Source organism: Corynebacterium sp. P4-C1, assembly GCF_030503595.1.
In the GTDB taxonomy this organism is placed as follows: Bacteria; Actinomycetota; Actinomycetes; order Mycobacteriales; family Mycobacteriaceae; genus Corynebacterium.
Genome location: NZ_CP129966.1, coordinates 1,122,723 through 1,138,494 on the forward strand (window position 1 = coordinate 1,122,723; position 15,772 = coordinate 1,138,494).

The window sequence follows — 15,772 nt, forward strand, 5'->3', positions numbered from 1 at the left end:
CTAGCCACGGGTGGTCACCTCTCCTTCAGGCTGTGCCGGGCAGATGGATTTCAGTTGGCAGAACGCGCAGTGGTCGCCGGTCACTGCGCGCAGCTCCGGGCCCGTCATCTCGTCGATGAGCGGACTGATCAGCTCCGCGAATTCAGCGAGCTGCCCGGAATCCTTCGGCGACTGCGTGCGCACGGTCGGTTTCTTGGCTTTCGCCGCGGGGAAGAACAGGATTCCGCCGCCGACGTCCAGCGGCTTCTCGCCGTCCCCTGCGGTGACCACGGCCCCGTCGCGCCACACTCCGCGGCTCAACGCCAGCTGGTAGCTGAGCAGCTGCGGGTGTTCCTCGGCCTCCTTCAGCGGGGTCGCTGACTTCCCGGTCTTCAGGTCGACAATCTGCACCGGCCCGTCGCCGTCGGCATCGCCTTCGCGTTCCAGCCGGTCGATGCGGCCTCCGATGGCCAGCCCTGGCACGACTTCCACGTGGACGGGCACCTCCACGCCGAGCTGCGAGAAGGTCCCGCGGGTGGAGTCGATCCACTGTTCGCACCGGTCCAGCACAGTGGTGAATTCGGCCAGATCGTTCGCTTCCTTCCACGGCGGGACACTGAACAGTGCGCGGTACGCCTCGATCGTGTCGGCGCGCGCAAGGTCACGGTCGACGCCGTTGCCGAGCGCCTCGAAGAAGTAGTGGATCAGCGTGCCGCGCGTCATCGCGTCATTCGCCGCGGGCGCGATCTCGCGTTCGAGCACCCCGCTCATCGGGCATTTCAGCAGGCCCTCGATGCGCGAAGGCGACAGGCGGGCGGGCCGCGGGAGCGGCTCGCTTATCGATGGCTCCGTCGTCCCCCACCACTGCCCCGGATCCGCCGCGGCGATGCCGGCGTCCGCCAGACGCGCCAACTGCCGCGCCGCCTGCAGCCGCGTCTGCTCGCTCGAGTCACCGTCGGTGAGCGCGCGGCGCAGTTCCGCGACAATGTCCTCCACTGCCAGCACGCGGACTGCACCGGCGTCGGAACGCAACTCCTCACTATCCCCGCCCACGCTGTCGAAGAGTGCCGGGGCGGCCTCCGCGGCCGCCTCCGCACTCACGAGCTCTTGCGCAGGGACGGGAACAGCCGCGATCTCCTGGGGCACGATGCCGTAGTCGGCGGCGAATTCGGCGATGAAGCGCGACGGTTCCACCACCTCGTCGCCCTCCTCCGAATGCACCGCAGTGACGACGATGCGGTCGGTGGCGCGGCTGACCGCCATGTGGAACAGGTGACGCTCCTCCTTCAAGCGGTCCGCGATGTGGGAGACCGGCGTGGCCGGGTCAATGCCCTCGTCGACCAGGTCGACCAAGTCCTCCTGCCGCATGAGCGTGCCCGTCTCGCTGAGCGTCGGCCAGGACAGCTCCTGCACACCCGACACGATGACGCGCGCGAATTCCCGTCCGGCGGCGCCGTGGGCGGTCAGCAAGGGCACCGCATCCGGGGTGGCGGTGCGCCGGTCGCGCACGCCGGTGGGCAGCTCCTGCTCTTCGATGTGGGCGATGAAGGATTCCACCGTGGCGCTGGGGCGGCGCTCGGTGAAGTCCCCCGCCGCGTCGAACAGTGCCATCATCGCATCCAAGTCCCGGTCAGCCTGTGAGCCGGCCGCTCCACCGCGCAGTGCGATGGCCATGAGGCTGTCCGCCAGTTTCGTCGCCGACCAGATCGCCCACAGCACCTCCTCGACGCTGCCGCCTTCCGCCAACGCTGCCCGGCCGGCATCGAGCACGTCCCGGATCCGGTTCAGAATCTGCAGCTCGCGGTCCGTGAGCGTGGAGCCGAAATCAGGCAGGTCCTCCTCCTGCGCGAGCAGCTCTGACAGCGTCACTTCCGCGCGCGAGTCCGGCCGCCACCGACGCAGGCCGCGCAGGAGACGGCGCAGCGTGACGGGATCTGTGCCGCCGACGGGACCGAGCAGCAGCTCCCGCCACTGCGCCATGCTCAGCTGGCCCGTCAGTGCCTTGAGTCCGAGTAGCATGGCGGCAACGATGCGTTGCTCCGCCAGCACGACATCGGTCGGGTTCACGGCAACGGGCACGCCCGCCTGGAGCAGCGCGCGGCGCAGCGGCTCAATCATGCCCACCGAGCGCACAACGACGCCCATATCGCGCCAGGCGAGTCCGTCCTCGAGGTGCCAGCGGCGCAGACGGTCCACCACCGCGGCGTTATTCACCGCCGAACTCGGCGCGATGACCGCCTCCGCGCTGGGGTTGCGCTTCGTCGCCCCCAGATCGATGACCTGGGTTCCAGCGCCGGCACCAATACCGCCGCCGCTGGAACCCAAGCCGCGGAAGAACAGCGGTGAGGCGCCGCGGAAGCGGAAGACGGACTGTTCCTCGTCGCCGCCGATGACGGTGAGCTCAGCGCCTTCGGCGAGCTGCTCTACCAACTGGCCCGACGCCGGATCCAGGTGCTGGGCGTCGTCAACGATGACCGTGTGCCACGTCTTCGGCAGCGGAGCACGCACCGCGTGCGCGACCAGCTCGGAGGCGGAATAGCTGCGGGCGCCGTACAGGGCCATGACGTCCTGGTATTCGGCCAGGAAATCGCCGGCGGCCGACCACACCGGAATACCGTGGCGCTTCCCCATCGTGCGCAGATCGTCCGGGGTGAGCGTCCGCTCAACCGCGCGGAGCAGAAAGTCGCGCAACTGGCGGGCAAAACCCACCATCGGCAGTGCCGGGCGCAGCTCCGCCGGCCAGGTTCCTCCACCGTCCGTGGCGTGGCCCTGAAGGAGCTCGCGGATGGCGAAGTCTTGCTCAGCGCCGGAGATCAACCGGATCGGCTCTGCGTCAGCCGGGTTCTCCTCCGCAGCCGGATCACCCAGACGCACCAGTGCGAAGGCGAGCGAGTGGATGGAGCGCACGATCGGCTCATCGGCGACGAAGCCGGACACTGCGAGCCGGTCGGACAGCTCCGCCCTCACGCGCGCACCCGATTCCTTGGAGGCGGTCAGGAGCACCACACCAGCGGGATCGGCCCCGGCGCGGATCCGCTCCACCGCAGTGTCGATGAGAAAGCTGGTCACGCCGGAGCCGGCCTTGCCGGTGACTTTCCATGTGCCGCGGACGGGCAGCTCAACCGGCCATTCGCGGTCGGCCACGACACGTTCCCGGCCGACCAGGTAAGCCTGCGGGTGCGGCGGTAGCGTCACACCTGCCACGTGGGTGTCTTGGGTCTGTGTCATGCCCTACAGTGTGGCATCCGCCCCGGACACGAGCAGGCCGCGCACCCGCTCAATTTTCGCACTAATGTTCGAAGGATCGCCGAATTCGGTGTTCAGCGCCGCACGGTAATCCAGCGCGCGCTCGCACATGTAGGCCAAGTCCGGGATATGGGACCACCTGCCCAGCACGGCGTCATCGACGGCGTCGGCAAGGAGGCCGTCGATAAGCGCCAGCGCCGCGCTGTAACCGTGAGGCCGCGCAGCCGCGGCAGGGACGAAGTCCGTCAACGCGGGCGGCAGCGAGCCGGCGAACAGGCAGCAACCGAGGAAATCAGCGTGCACGACCTGCAGTTTCTTCCCTGGAAGCTGGTGGCCCGACCAAGCGGCGCGGTCCGCGCGCGCCCACGGGTCGTCGCGGTCGAGGGCGGGGACCGGGAAATGCGCCATGGTGTCGTCGAAGCGCAGCGCCGCGGCGACCGCCTCATCCACGCGGTGCCCCGGCTCGCCCTCCACGAAATCCGTGGCGTGGTAGCCCGCAACGGTGAAGCGGCCGTCGGTGGCGCGCACCGGGCGGGCGACGCGCACACCGGGCACGGTGACTTTCTCCCGCATCTTCGACGACCAGGCGGCGTGCCGGAACGCCGCGGAAATGACGATCCGACCGAAGCGCACACCGTTGCCCCACTCGGGGCCGAGTGGCTGCGCCTGGGCTTCGTCGGCTTGGAATGATGTCAGCACATGACCCGGGATCCCCAACAGTGCACCTCCTAGACCTGCGTCGGACGCGGATACGGCCATGGGTTGGCGCGGCAGGTGTCCTCGTTGTCCGGGTAGACTTCTTCCGGCGCGAGTTCGAACAGCTCCTTGTTGTTCAGGCTGAGGGTCTGCTGCATCATCACGGGCCCCAGATTGCCGTCGCCGTCGCACGGCTCATGCGCGGCGTAGCCCAGGGCGTGGCCGACCTCGTGGTTGATCAGGTACTGGCGGTACATCCCCAAATCACCGTTGTACGGTGCCGCGCCGCGCACCCAGCGGGACTCGTTGATGATCACCCGGTCGCCGTCCTTCTCGGTGAAAATCCGGCAGGAGGTCTCCAGCCCGAGGTCATTGCCGCAGGTCTCGCGGGTCGTGCCCACGGATGTGAGCTGGATGCGCAGATCCGGGTTGTCGCTGGCGGAGACATGCTCGAAGCGGAATTTCGGGTCATTCGTCCAGCCCCGGGGATCGGACAACGTGGCGTCGACAAGCGCGGCGAAAGAATCGTCGCCGCCGAAGCTGCTGGTGTCGATACCGTCCTCCACCTCGGTGGAAAAGCGCACGACCTTTTCCTTGCCTTCACCGGCCGTCATGCCCAGCGAGCCGACGGGGCGGTAGGTACCCTTGCCCTGCTCCGTGAAAGGGCCGCCCGGCGGCAGCTCGGTCATGGCCACTTTGCCTTCCGGCATATCCGGCACCGTCTCGCGCGACGAATCGCCGTTGACCTGCGTGCCTTGCGGCGCACGCGACGTCGCCCCGACTGTCTCGCCCTCCGGTGTGTTGACGATGCTCCAGATCACGAGGGCCGTCACCACAACCAGGACAGGAATGGCGTACGCGCGCCACCCATATGTGTCCACGAAACGACCGAGCTCGGAACGCTGGGCCTTTCTGTGGCCTTGGGCGGGGTGATGCGCGCCGTCCATACGGCCGTCCGGGTGGTAGGTCATGTCCCTCAATCTATCGCGGGGCTAGGCGGAGAAGCCGACAGCACGCGGGCTGGAGTTACCCAATTCCACGTAGAGGATGCGCTCGGTGCGCACGACGTACTTCATTCCCCGCTCGTCGTCGAGGGCCACCGTGGGCGCGCCCGACTCAATCGCCGAGGTGATTTCGCCGAGTAGCTCGTCCTGCTCCTTGGTGGAGGTGATGGAGAGTTCGCGGTGGGAGTCCGCCAGACCGATCTTGATTTCCATGCGTGCCGTCCTTATCTCTATTTCTTCTGCATTAATGCGTCGGTTCATCGTCCGCCGGGCGTCTAATCCTCTGATCACCGCCCATTGGACACAGTGCCGTTGCCGGCGTTGGTCATATTGTAACGAGGGGTGGTTAAGATGTTCACGTGCCCGATCGTTCCGTACAGCAGCCACCGCAGCCGCCGACGTTCGCCGAGCTCGGCGTTGCCGCGGAGCTCGTCGGGGCGCTCGCAGACAATGGAATCGAGCGAGTTTTCTCCATCCAGGAGCTCACCCTCCCGATCGCGTTGACCGGCCGCGATTTGATCGGCCAGGCCCGCACCGGCATGGGCAAGACTCTCGCTTTCGGCGTTCCGCTGCTCGATCGCGTCTTCGACGACGCGGACATCGCCGAGCTCGACGGGACCCCGCGCGCCTTGGTCATTACTCCCACGCGCGAGCTCGCCGTCCAAGTGGGCGAGGACCTCACGCTCGCGGCGAAGAACACGCCCGTCCGCTTATCGACGATCTACGGCGGCCGCCCCTACGACGAACAACTCGATGCCCTCCACGACGGGGTCGATGTCGTAGTCGGCACCCCTGGCCGTCTTCTGGACCTGCACCAGCGCGGCGACCTGGACTTGAGCCAGGTGGCCATCCTCGTCCTCGACGAAGCCGACGAGATGCTCGACTTAGGCTTCCTGCCCGACATCCAGAAGCTGTGGGGCGCGCTGAACCAGCCGCTCCAGACCATGCTCTTTTCGGCGACCATGCCCGGCCAGATCCTCACCCTCGCCCGCTCGATGATGAACAAACCTCTGCACATCCGCGCCGAGGCCACTGAATCCTCCCAGGTCCACGACACCACCAAACAGGTCGTGTTCTGCTCGCATAAGATGGATAAACCAGAGGTCACTGTCCGGATCCTGCAGGCCAGCGGCCGTGGCAAGACCATCATCTTCACCCGCACCAAGCGCACCGCGGCCGAAGTTGCCGAGGACCTGGCCGGCCGTGGTTTCGCCGTCGGCTCCGTGCACGGCGACCTGGGCCAGGAGGCCCGCGAGCGCTCCCTGGACGCCTTCCGCCACGGCGATGTGGAGATTCTCGTCGCCACCGATGTCGCCGCCCGCGGCATCGACGTGGACGACGTCACCCACGTGATCAACTACCAGACCCCGGACGACCCGATGACGTACGTTCACCGCATCGGCCGAACCGGGCGCGCGGGCCGCACCGGCACCGCAGTCACCCTCGTCGGCTTCGACGAAGGTGCCAAGTGGAAGCTGATCAGCGACGAGCTCTCCCTCGACACCCCCGAGCCCCCCACCTGGTTTTCCACCTCGCCCGAGCTGCGCGAGGCCCTCGGCATTCCCGACAGCGCAAGTTCCACCGTCGGCCCCGCCCGCAGCGTGCACGGCACGCGCAAAAAGTCCGGCCCCCAGCGCGAGAGCCGCGGCCGTTCCGGCAAACGGCCGTCCCGTTCCCGTTCTAATTCAAGGAGGAAGCGGCGATGAGCAAAGCTCCGCTGCGCCGCACCCGCGGCGACCTCATTGCCACCGGCGTAATCGCCGCCGTGGCGGTTCTAGCCCTGCTCATCGCGTTCTTCACCGCGCCGATCCGCCAGGACAAGCTCACGCCCGCCGCTGAGGAACTGCCGAACGGCGGCGTGCTCGCCATCGCCCCGCAGTCACTGCAGGAGGGAGCCACGCTTCACGACGACTCCCCCGACCCCCGCCCCCTCACCGTCGCCGGCCGCATCGTGACATACGACAAGGACAGCCGCACGATCACCGGCTCCACCCCCGACGGGAAGGAGCAGTGGACCTACAAGCGCGGCGCGGAACTGTGCGGCATGGCTGAGGCGTGGGACGATGTCGTGGCCGTCTACCGCACCAATGTCGGTTGTGGCGACGTGGTGGCCATCAAGGCGACCACCGGCCAGTACTCCCACACCCGCTCCTCGGTCGCCCCGGACGAGGTCGAGGTCATCTCCTCCAACGACCGCGTGGGCACCGTCGCCCCGTCGCGCACCGAGATCTGGCGCTCCGATTTGGTGCGCACCGCCGAGTACGGCGAGGTGGAAGCGCCCCAGGAGCCCGAGTTCCAGCCGAACCCCGGCTGCCGCATCACCTCCGCGATGACGCGCACGGAGTTCTTTGCTCTCACCGAGGTCTGCGACGACGGTGCGTGGCTGCGCATGCAGAAGGCCGCCCCGGAGGATTCCCGAAAGCCTGAGCTTTACGAGTCCGTGGAGATCAGCGAGGGCTCCTACCTTGTCGCCGTCGGCCAAGAAGCCGCCGCCGTCTACGACCCGGGCTCGTCCCAGGTCACCTCCTTCAACCAGGACGGCAAAGAGCTCGCCAGCTCCGCGGTCCCCCAGAGCGATCTGCTCGCCGACTCCCCCACCGGCATCGCCAACCCCCAGATCGCCGACCTGCCGCACCACATGAGCTACTACGACGGCAAGAACCTCATGCTGCTCGACCCGGATACCCTCGCGGTGACCACCATCTTCGCCGATGCCTTGGGCACCGGCTTCGGTGCTGGCGACCGGCTGGTTTACCCCACCGCCCAGGGAATCGCCGTGGCGAACTGGGAAACCAAGTCCATCGACCGCGTCATCCCCGTCAATCGGAACGGCCACACCGGCCCGGTCTCGATCGCCTCCGCCGGCGCCACCGTCGTGGAGAAGCGCGGCACCGACATCGCGGTCCTCGACCTCGTGCAGTAGCTCCCTTCCGCTCCGTGAGCCAGGAGCCGCTGCGAGCCACCAGAGCCGCCAGGGGACCGCGAGCCACCGGGAGACACAGCTGGTGAATCTGTTTGCATGATCGCCCCGGAAGGGCAAGATCGAAAACGCCGTGAGCAGGAACTATAGCCAGTCACGCATATCGCGTTTGCAAACAGATTCACCAGCCCGCAGACATCTGGGGCCAACCAGCCTTATACCTGGGGCCAATCAGCCTTACTTCCCGCGTCGCGCGTCGAACGCGGCGGTGGCCCACTCTGTGGACACGGGGTGGAGCGCGCACACGAGCGTGATCGCGGCAGCGAGAAGAGTGACCGCGCCGAGCAGAGTCGCGCCTCCGCTAAACATGTAGAAGGCGATGCCGAGCAGCAGCACGTTCATGAACACGATGATGCTGCGCCCCCATTGGTTGCCGCGCAGGATATTGATGCCGCCGTAGGCCATGGGCCCGAATGTGCACAGTATGAACAGCGCGGTGCCCACGCCGACCAAGGCAAAGGCGGAGGTGTCGGATTGGACGAGGGATTCGTCGGCACCCGTTGTGACCTGCTCGACGGCGAGGTAAATGCCGTAGCCGATCGCCACAATGCCTTCGAGCACGGCCATCACGGCCGCCGCCTTCATTGGCGCGGGCGCTGCCGCCGTGGCGCGGGCATCCTCAGGGCTGGGCAGGTTCTTCTTCGGTTCCGGGGCGTTCGCATTCACGCTTTCATCCTAAAGCCACCGCCTTGAACGGCGTTATTGCGCGCCGAACCGGCGCGGACCGGGTATCGCACATAGACGCGATTTGACGTAGTGGGTCTGGTCACATCTCACTTGACTGAACAAAATGCCCAGTTCACAGTAGGTCCGACGGGTGGTAAGGAACCCCTCCGGCCAACAGCCCAGCCCCCGTTTCCATTAAAAATCCGGGAAATTATATGATTCGCGTCACAATTTGGCGTTTACCCCTAGCGCAATGTATGTAAACGTGCCATTATTCTCGGGTAGCAAAAACAACGAGCTAGTTACCTAGCCGCTAACCCCAAGCCACCACGGAGTTAACTTCCGGTAAACGGAAGACGGGTCCCGAAGCCACCGGGAACACCGCCCGTTCGCAACCGGAAATCGCCTGCTTGCGCAAACCCTGATTTAAGCCAGGTTTTCTTGTCGCGCTGCCATGCGCGAAGCATTCCTGCGCTTATCGACGGGCTTGCTAGTGGTGTGCACGCTTCATGACATTTCACGACATCCGAACCACTGAGATCTCAACGATCTCGAAGACCTCAAAGACCTAGAAGGAGACTGATCACCATGGATTGGCGCCACGAAGCAATCTGCCGCGACGAAGACCCGGAATTGTTCTTCCCGGTCGGTAACTCCGGCCCCGCACTGTCCCAGATCGCACAGGCCAAGCTTGTGTGCCACCGCTGCCCCGTCACCTCCCAGTGCCTGAAGTGGGCTCTGGAGACCGGCCAGGACGCCGGCGTCTGGGGTGGCCTGTCCGAGGAGGAGCGCCGCGCCCTTAAGCGCCGCAACAAGCAGCGCAACCGTCAGCGCGTCTCCGCGTAAATAGCATCCACCGCCGCCGGCCGGCCGAGTGCATGAGCGGACCAATTACCGCTGCCGGGCCGGTCCCCGATAAAGTGGACTGACAGTTAGTTTCAGTTCCGTATCTTTGGCCCAAGGAGGTCGTTATGAGCAAGCGTGGTCGTAAGCGCAAGGACCGCCGCAAGAAGAGCGCTAACCGCGGCAAGCGCCCCAACTCCTAAGAGTTAGGCAAAGCGAGAAACTCCTCTCCACCGGGAAACAACCGGCGGAGAGGAGTTTTGTTTTGCCTGTTTATTCTCCCCCAACACCCGCGCCACCCGCTTTCACGGGAGGGAGCGAATTATTCATACTGCCGGTAGCTGATGGAGATGGACTGCACGATCCGCTGGCGCAGACCTTCGGGAGCCTGGTCCTGGCAGTTGCACCGGCGGACGATCTGGCGGATCTCCGTTTCCGATTTGAGCCAGGCGAAGCTTTCAGGGCAGGTCTGGATGATCTCGCGGATTTCGGCGACGCGCTCGACGGGGGTGTCTGCGTCGAAATATTCGCAGAGTAGTGCGTGTGCCCGTGCTGGTTCGATGTTGCAGTCGCCCATTATTTCTGCTCCTCCAGACCAATGCCTTGTTCATTCGCCACATCTTTCAACAGCTCGCGGAGCTGTTTTCTTCCCCGGTGGAGGCGGGACATGACGGTGCCGAGGGGAATGTCCATCACCTCGGCGATTTCTTTGTACGCGAGGCCTTCGACATCGGCGTAGTAGACGACCATGCGGTAGTCGTCGCTCAGCGAGTTCATGGCTTCCGCGATCTGTGTGTCGGGCAGATTCTTCAGGGCCTCGACCTCCGCGGATTGCAGGCCGGTCGAGTCGTGGGAGCTGGTCGTGTACAGCTGGCGGTCGGTCACGTCCTCGGCGGAGGTCTCGATCGGGCGGCGTTGCTTCTTCCGGTACGAGTTGATGTACGTGTTCGTCATAATCCGGTACAGCCACGCCTTGAGGTTCGTGCCTTCCCTGAAGGAGTCGAACGCTTTGTAGGCCTTGAGGTAGGTCTCCTGCACCAGGTCTTCGGCATCTTGCGGGTTGCGCGTCATGCGCAGCGCGCCGCCGTAGAGCTGGTCCAGCAGCGGCATCGCCTCCTCGTTGAAGCGCTGTTCGAGATCGGTTTCGGCCATGGGTGCCATCTTAGCGGCGATCGTGCGGGACTAGGCTTGGTGCCTATGGCAGCGAAGACTCAGGCGTTGGAAATCGTGCAGAACGCGGGCGTGGAGCACGAGGTGCTCAGCTACACGGCGGGCACGGACCATTTCGGTGAGCACGCGGTCGAGGAGTTGGGGCTGGACGCGGCAGCGACGTTGAAGACGCTGGTCATCCACCACGAGCGCGACTACGCGGTGTGCTGCGTCCCCGTCGCCGGGCACCTCTCGCTCAAGCACGCGGCGAAGGCGCTGGGCTGGAAGAACGCGGAGATGGCGGAGCCGAAGGCGGCACAGCGCCTCACCGGATACATCGTGGGAGGAATCTCGCCGCTGGGCACGAAACAGCAGTTGCCCACGCTTATCGACGCCTCCGTCGCCCACACGGGCACCATCACCGTCTCCGCGGGTCAGCGTGGCCTGTCCATCGCGATGTCCCCGGTGGACCTCGCGCAACTATGCAGTGCAGAATTCGCCGACATCGCGGTTAGTTAGCCTGCCCGTCTCCTACCCCAGCGGGCTTGTCCGTCATGGGGCCGTCGCCGGTGAGTTCGGCGTATTCGTTGCGGATATTGCCCACTTCCTGGGCGGCCGGCCGCCACTGCAGTGTTTGCGCCGCGCGGGAGGGGTGCACGAGTTCGAGAGCCTCGTCCGGGGTGCCGTGCACCCACTGCTCCACTTCCTCGGGCAGGAGAAAGAGCGGCAGGCGGTGGTGCAGCCACGACATATTGTCCGTGGCGTCGGTGGTGACCATGGTGGTGGACAGTTTGTCCAGGCCGGTGTCCCACAACGCCGCAGCGTAGAACAGACCGCTTTCAGGCCGCACGAAATACGGCTGCTTCTTCTTGCCTGCTCCGCCTGAATCGTTCTGCAGCCACTCGTAGTAGCCGTCCAGCACCATCAGGCCCCGGCGGGATGCGAAGGCGGAACGGAACGACGGCTTCTCGGCGACCGTCTCGCCGCGGGCGTTGAACAGCGGCGGGCCCGTCTCGTCTTTCTTCCACGTAGGCAAAAGACCCCAGCGGGCGGAGTCGATCTGCGCTTCGGCATTGTTGAAGCGGATGAGTGGAACCTGCTGCGTGGGTCCAATGTTGTAGCGCGGCGGCGGTGTGCCGTCGGGTGCAAGGACCTCGGTGATGCCGGGTAGTGAACCCACAGCGTTGATGAGGTCGTCGCCGGTGGTGAAGAGAACGAAACGTCCGCACATGCCTTTCCATTATGCCGGGGATTGCCTCGGTAGGATGGCCCGCATGACGCAATTGTGGCCAGCGCCGTTCCACCCCGAACCGTTCACCAGCACTGTGGTGGTGCCCGGCTCGAAGTCCATCACTAACCGGGCGTATGTTCTCGCAGCTTTGGCTAGTGGTCCGAGCACACTGGTGGGCGCTCTGCGCTCCCGCGACACGGATTTGATGCAGGGCGCGCTGGAGGCGATGGGCGTGGAATTCACCGCCGAGGGCGACCGCCTCACCGCAACTCCGGGTGAGCTCACCGGCAGCACCACGATCGATTGCGGGCTGGCCGGCACGGTCATGCGCTTCATTCCGGCGGTCGCAGCGTTCGCGGAGGGCGCGGTCCATGTCGATGGCGATGAGCAGGCGCGGGTGCGCCCCGTCGCAACGGTGCTGGATGCTCTGCGCGACGCAGGCGTGGACGTGGAGGGCGACTCGCTGCCCTACACCGTCAACGGCACGGGGTCGGCGGAAGGCGGGAGGATTGAGATGGATGCGTCGTCAAGCTCGCAATTCGTCTCGGCCCTGCTGCTCGCGGGCGCACGCTTCCGCAACGGCCTGCACATCGTCCACACCGGTGAGCGGCTGCCGTCCGCACCGCACATCGAGATGACGGTGGAGATGGTGCGCAGCGCCGGTGTGCGGGTTGAGTCGAGCCCCACCGAGTGGACCGTGCACCCGGGCCCGATCAAGGGAGGCACCTGGGTGGTTGAGCCGGACCTGTCCAATGCCACCCCCTTCCTCGCCGCCGCGGCGGTGACCGGCGGAACGGTGAGCGTGCCGCACTGGCCGTCCTCGACGAACCAGGCCGGCGACGTCATCCGGGAGATCCTCGAGCACATGGGCTGCGAGGTCCGCCTGGACGGCGACGGTACCGACAACACTCTCACGGTCACCGGTCCCGCACCGGGCGGGCTGACGGGCATCGCGCTGAACATGAGCGATATCGGCGAACTCACCCCCACCGTCGCCGCGCTGGCCACGCAGGCGAGCACCCCGAGCGAGCTGACCGGCATCGCGCACCTGCGCGGCCACGAGACTGACCGTCTGGCGGCCCTCACCGCGGAGATCACGGGACTCGGCGGCCAGTGCGAAGAGCTGCCCGACGGCCTCCGCATCACCCCCGCCGCACTCCACGGCGGCACCTGGCACTCCTACGCCGACCACCGCATGGCCACCGCCGGTGCGATCATCGGACTGACCACCGAGGGCGTGGAGGTCGAAGACATCGGCACGACGGCGAAGACGCTGCCCGGCTTTGAAACGATGTGGACGGACATGCTGCATGGCTAGGCGCGGCGGACGGGACTTCTCCAGCTACGACGAGTCGGACGTGAAGGTCCGCCCCGGCAAGGGGTCGCGCCCGCGGTCGAAGGACCGCCCGAAGCACAAGGACGCCGTGGTGGGCCTGGTGATCACCAAGGACCGCGGCCGCTGGGGCGTCGTGCTGGAGGACGGCACCCGGGTGGTGTGCATGCGCGCCCGTGAATTGGGCCGCACCTCGATCGAGGTCGGTGACCGCGTCGGGGTCGTGGGCGACACCAGCGGCAAGAAGGACACGCTGGCGCGCATTGTGAAGCGTCAGGAGCGCACCTCGGAGCTCCGCCGCACAGCCGACGACACGGACCCGTACGAGCGCATTGTGGTGGCGAACGCGGAGGTCCTGCTCATCGTCTGCGCCGTGGCCGATCCCCCGCCGCGCACCGGCTTCGTGGAACGCGCTCTCGTCGCCGCCTTCGTCGGCGGAGTCACCCCGGTGGTGTGCCTGACCAAGTCTGATTTGGCGGACCCAGGCGAGTTCGAGAAGGAGCTGGCCGACCTCGATGTGGAGGTGCTGCGCACGGGCATCGACGACGACCTCACGACTTTGCTAAAGCGTATCGACGGCCGCCTCTCCGCCGTCATCGGCCACTCCGGCGTGGGCAAATCGACGCTGGTCAACCGTATCGTTCCGGATGCTAACCGGGAGACCGGCGAGGTCTCCGGCGTGGGCAAGGGACGGCACACCTCCACGCAGTCGGTGGCGCTGGCATTGCCGGAAAGCCACGGCTGGATCATCGACACCCCAGGCATCCGCTCCTTCGGGCTGGCGCACGTCTCACCGGACGACGTCATCGCACCTTTCCCCGACCTGGCGGAAGCGGCCGAGCGCTGCCCACGCGGTTGCACACACGCCGGCCCGCCAGCAGATCCGGAATGCGTATGGGACGAATTCGACCCAGATTCCGTCATCGGACGGCGCGTGCAAGCGGTGCGGCGCCTGCTCGTGGCGCTGCGGATCAACGAAACGACCTATGACTAGTGACTGGCATTAAGCCAGCTAGATCCACCAACTGGAGCCGTTGATTGAGGCTCAGGAAGCCTTCATGTTTGTGCAGTAATTCTTGCACGGTTATGATGCAGGAATTACTGCACGATTCAAGGAGGTTCAATGTCACCACGCGAGTACCAGCACCCGAAATCCGACGAAATCACTTTGGCCAAGGTGCTAGCCGCATTGAGCGACCCCACCCGGCTGGAGATGATCCGCCGGCTTGCCGACGGGCAGGAGCACGACAGCCGCGGGCTCGCGGACGATCTTCCTCGGTCGACGCTGACCTACCACACGCGCATGCTGCGTGAAGCAGGAGTGACGTGGACCCGGGGCGAGGGACGCGCGTGCCTGATTCGGTTGCGGCGCGACGATCTGGACCAGTTGTTCCCCGGTGTGCTCGCAGCTGTTATCGCCAACGCAGGTTCCGAGGTGGGTAAGGAATGATGAGTCGGCTGTGGCCCTTCGTGTTGGGGAGCGTCGCGCTCGGCCTGGATGCCTACGTCGTCGCTGGTCTACTGCCTGCCATCGCCTCATCGTTGAGTGCGCGGGAAGCAACTGTCGGACTGGGTGTTGCGGCTTTCACGGGCTCCTACGCGGTCGCTGGACCTCTGCTGGCCGGGCGGGCCGGACAACGGTCACGGCGTAGTCTGATTACCGCTTTACTGGTGTTCACAGTTGCGAACTTGGCTACAGCTCTGTCGCCGACAGTGTGGCTTTTCCTGGGATCTCGTGTGGCGGCTGGAGCGGCAGCGGGCGTGTACTCGCCACTGTCGTCCGCAGTTGCCGCAGAGCTCGTAGGGCAGGATCGTCGGGGGCGTGCATTGGCTTTGGTACTTGCCGGTTTGGCAGTGGGTACTGTGTTCGGAGTGCCGATCGGCCTAGCGCTGGCGCAGCGGTGGGGTTGGCGTGCCGCGATCCTGTTGATCGTGGCCATCGGTGGCACTGCACTCGCAGGAATAACACTGCGCGGCGGGGAACTGCCAACAATCGCGGCGTCTGGTGCTGCAGACCGATTGAGGTCCATCGCCCGCCCGAAGAATCTCCTCACGGTCATGGTGACGCTACTGACCGGCTGCGCTTCTCTAGGGCTCTACACCTACCTGACCGTCGTACTGTCCGCGGGAAGCCTTGCCTCGCATCAGACCATGGCGATCTGGGTTTGGGGGCTCGGCGGTGCGGTCGGAGCGTTGGGCATCGGGCGTTTCGTAGACAGGTGTAATCCGCTGCGACTGAGCGTTGTCATCCTCGCTGGCCTCACCTGTGCGCTAATCGGTATGACTCTGGGGCAGGTCCCTGGGATCGTGGTGGTCAGTCTGTTCGTCTGGGGGCTGTGCGGCTGGGCTTCTCTCGCACCCCAGCAGCATGTGCTGCTGCAAACGAATCCTTCTGATGGTGCTACGGCTGTGGCTGCGAATGCGTCGGCCAACTATTTGGGCTCGGCCCTGGGTGCGGTCATTGGCTCACTGTTGGTCGCTGCACATGCGACACCGGCAATGCTGTGCGGTTCCGCGGCGGCCGTTGCTGCGGCCGCACTGCTCTGTCAGCTTGCTCGTCAGCGCATGAATTCCCAGTCGTAGGCGTACATGCCAACGTCGCGCTCAGCCAACGCCACCAGCCCCCACAGTCTGCAGGAACAGGG

At 65.8% G+C, this 15,772-nt stretch carries 16 protein-coding genes; 8 read left to right on the plus strand and 8 right to left on the minus strand.

What is annotated here, in order from left to right; translation table 11 throughout:
* The 4 genes from QYR03_RS05345 to QYR03_RS05360 are packed head-to-tail and all read right to left on the minus strand — an operon-like array spanning position 1 to position 5,138.
* Positions 1 to 3,207, minus strand: a complete 3,207-nt coding sequence (locus QYR03_RS05345; protein ID WP_301713261.1) for an ATP-dependent DNA helicase — start codon at positions 3,205 to 3,207, stop codon at positions 1 to 3.
* A 3-nt stretch (positions 3,208 to 3,210) separates the two neighbouring features.
* Positions 3,211 to 3,942: a hypothetical protein gene (locus QYR03_RS05350; RefSeq protein ID WP_301713260.1), complete on the minus strand. Its 732-nt coding sequence runs from the start codon at positions 3,940 to 3,942 to the stop codon at positions 3,211 to 3,213.
* Between the two features lie 11 nt (positions 3,943 to 3,953).
* Positions 3,954 to 4,892 (minus strand): DUF3152 domain-containing protein, encoded by a 939-nt coding sequence (locus QYR03_RS05355; protein WP_301713259.1) that lies wholly within the window; start codon positions 4,890 to 4,892, stop codon positions 3,954 to 3,956.
* A 21-nt stretch (positions 4,893 to 4,913) separates the two neighbouring features.
* Entirely contained in the window at positions 4,914 to 5,138 is a 225-nt protein-coding gene (locus QYR03_RS05360; protein ID WP_259849583.1) for a DUF3107 domain-containing protein, read from the minus strand.
* A 146-nt stretch (positions 5,139 to 5,284) separates the two neighbouring features.
* Between QYR03_RS05360 and QYR03_RS05365 the strand changes: the two genes are divergently transcribed.
* Entirely contained in the window at positions 5,285 to 6,631 is a 1,347-nt protein-coding gene (locus tag QYR03_RS05365) for a DEAD/DEAH box helicase (protein ID WP_301713258.1), read from the plus strand.
* Positions 6,628 to 7,848, plus strand: a complete 1,221-nt coding sequence (locus tag QYR03_RS05370; RefSeq protein WP_301713257.1) for a hypothetical protein — start codon at positions 6,628 to 6,630, stop codon at positions 7,846 to 7,848. Before QYR03_RS05365 ends, QYR03_RS05370 begins: the two co-directional genes overlap by 4 nt.
* Positions 7,849 to 8,082: 234 nt before the next feature.
* On the opposite strand, the gene QYR03_RS05375 is transcribed toward QYR03_RS05370, so the two are convergent.
* Positions 8,083 to 8,571 carry a hypothetical protein gene (locus tag QYR03_RS05375; protein ID WP_301713256.1) on the minus strand — a complete coding sequence of 163 codons (489 nt, stop codon included), beginning with the start codon at positions 8,569 to 8,571 and terminating at the stop codon, positions 8,083 to 8,085.
* A gap of 588 nt (positions 8,572 to 9,159) precedes the next feature.
* Between QYR03_RS05375 and QYR03_RS05380 the strand changes: the two genes are divergently transcribed.
* Entirely contained in the window at positions 9,160 to 9,417 is a 258-nt protein-coding gene (locus QYR03_RS05380) for a WhiB family transcriptional regulator (protein ID WP_076599812.1), read from the plus strand.
* A gap of 319 nt (positions 9,418 to 9,736) precedes the next feature.
* Here QYR03_RS05380 and QYR03_RS05385 read toward each other — a convergent pair whose 3' ends face one another.
* Together QYR03_RS05385 and QYR03_RS05390 are read right to left on the minus strand one after the other, a co-directional pair.
* A complete protein-coding gene (locus tag QYR03_RS05385) occupies positions 9,737 to 9,991 on the minus strand; it encodes an anti-sigma factor (protein WP_259849597.1) in 255 nt (84 codons plus the stop codon).
* Positions 9,991 to 10,566 (minus strand): sigma-70 family RNA polymerase sigma factor, encoded by a 576-nt coding sequence (locus tag QYR03_RS05390; RefSeq protein WP_259849599.1) that lies wholly within the window; start codon positions 10,564 to 10,566, stop codon positions 9,991 to 9,993. The genes QYR03_RS05385 and QYR03_RS05390 overlap by 1 nt, the downstream gene beginning before the upstream one ends.
* Before the next feature lie 45 nt (positions 10,567 to 10,611).
* Between QYR03_RS05390 and ybaK the strand changes: the two genes are divergently transcribed.
* Positions 10,612 to 11,082, plus strand: a complete 471-nt coding sequence (gene ybaK, locus QYR03_RS05395) for a Cys-tRNA(Pro) deacylase (RefSeq protein WP_259849601.1) — start codon at positions 10,612 to 10,614, stop codon at positions 11,080 to 11,082.
* Here ybaK and QYR03_RS05400 read toward each other — a convergent pair.
* Entirely contained in the window at positions 11,075 to 11,794 is a 720-nt protein-coding gene (locus QYR03_RS05400; protein ID WP_301713255.1) for an SOS response-associated peptidase, read from the minus strand. The genes ybaK and QYR03_RS05400 overlap by 8 nt on opposite strands.
* A gap of 43 nt (positions 11,795 to 11,837) precedes the next feature.
* On the opposite strand from QYR03_RS05400, the gene aroA reads away from it, so the two are divergent.
* From aroA to QYR03_RS05420, 4 genes are all read left to right on the plus strand, one after another.
* Positions 11,838 to 13,112, plus strand: a complete 1,275-nt coding sequence (gene aroA / locus QYR03_RS05405; RefSeq protein WP_301713254.1) for a 3-phosphoshikimate 1-carboxyvinyltransferase — start codon at positions 11,838 to 11,840, stop codon at positions 13,110 to 13,112.
* A complete protein-coding gene (gene rsgA, locus QYR03_RS05410; protein ID WP_301713253.1) occupies positions 13,105 to 14,121 on the plus strand; it encodes a ribosome small subunit-dependent GTPase A in 1,017 nt (338 codons plus the stop codon). Before aroA ends, rsgA begins: the two co-directional genes overlap by 8 nt.
* A gap of 129 nt (positions 14,122 to 14,250) precedes the next feature.
* On the plus strand, positions 14,251 to 14,577 hold the full coding sequence (locus QYR03_RS05415) for a helix-turn-helix transcriptional regulator (RefSeq protein ID WP_301713252.1): 327 nt from the start codon (positions 14,251 to 14,253) through the stop codon (positions 14,575 to 14,577).
* The gene (locus QYR03_RS05420; protein WP_301713272.1) at positions 14,577 to 15,710 is read left to right on the plus strand and encodes an MFS transporter; all 1,134 of its coding nucleotides are present in this window, start codon (positions 14,577 to 14,579) and stop codon (positions 15,708 to 15,710) included. Before QYR03_RS05415 ends, QYR03_RS05420 begins: the two co-directional genes overlap by 1 nt.
* Positions 15,711 to 15,772 lie beyond the last annotated feature (62 nt).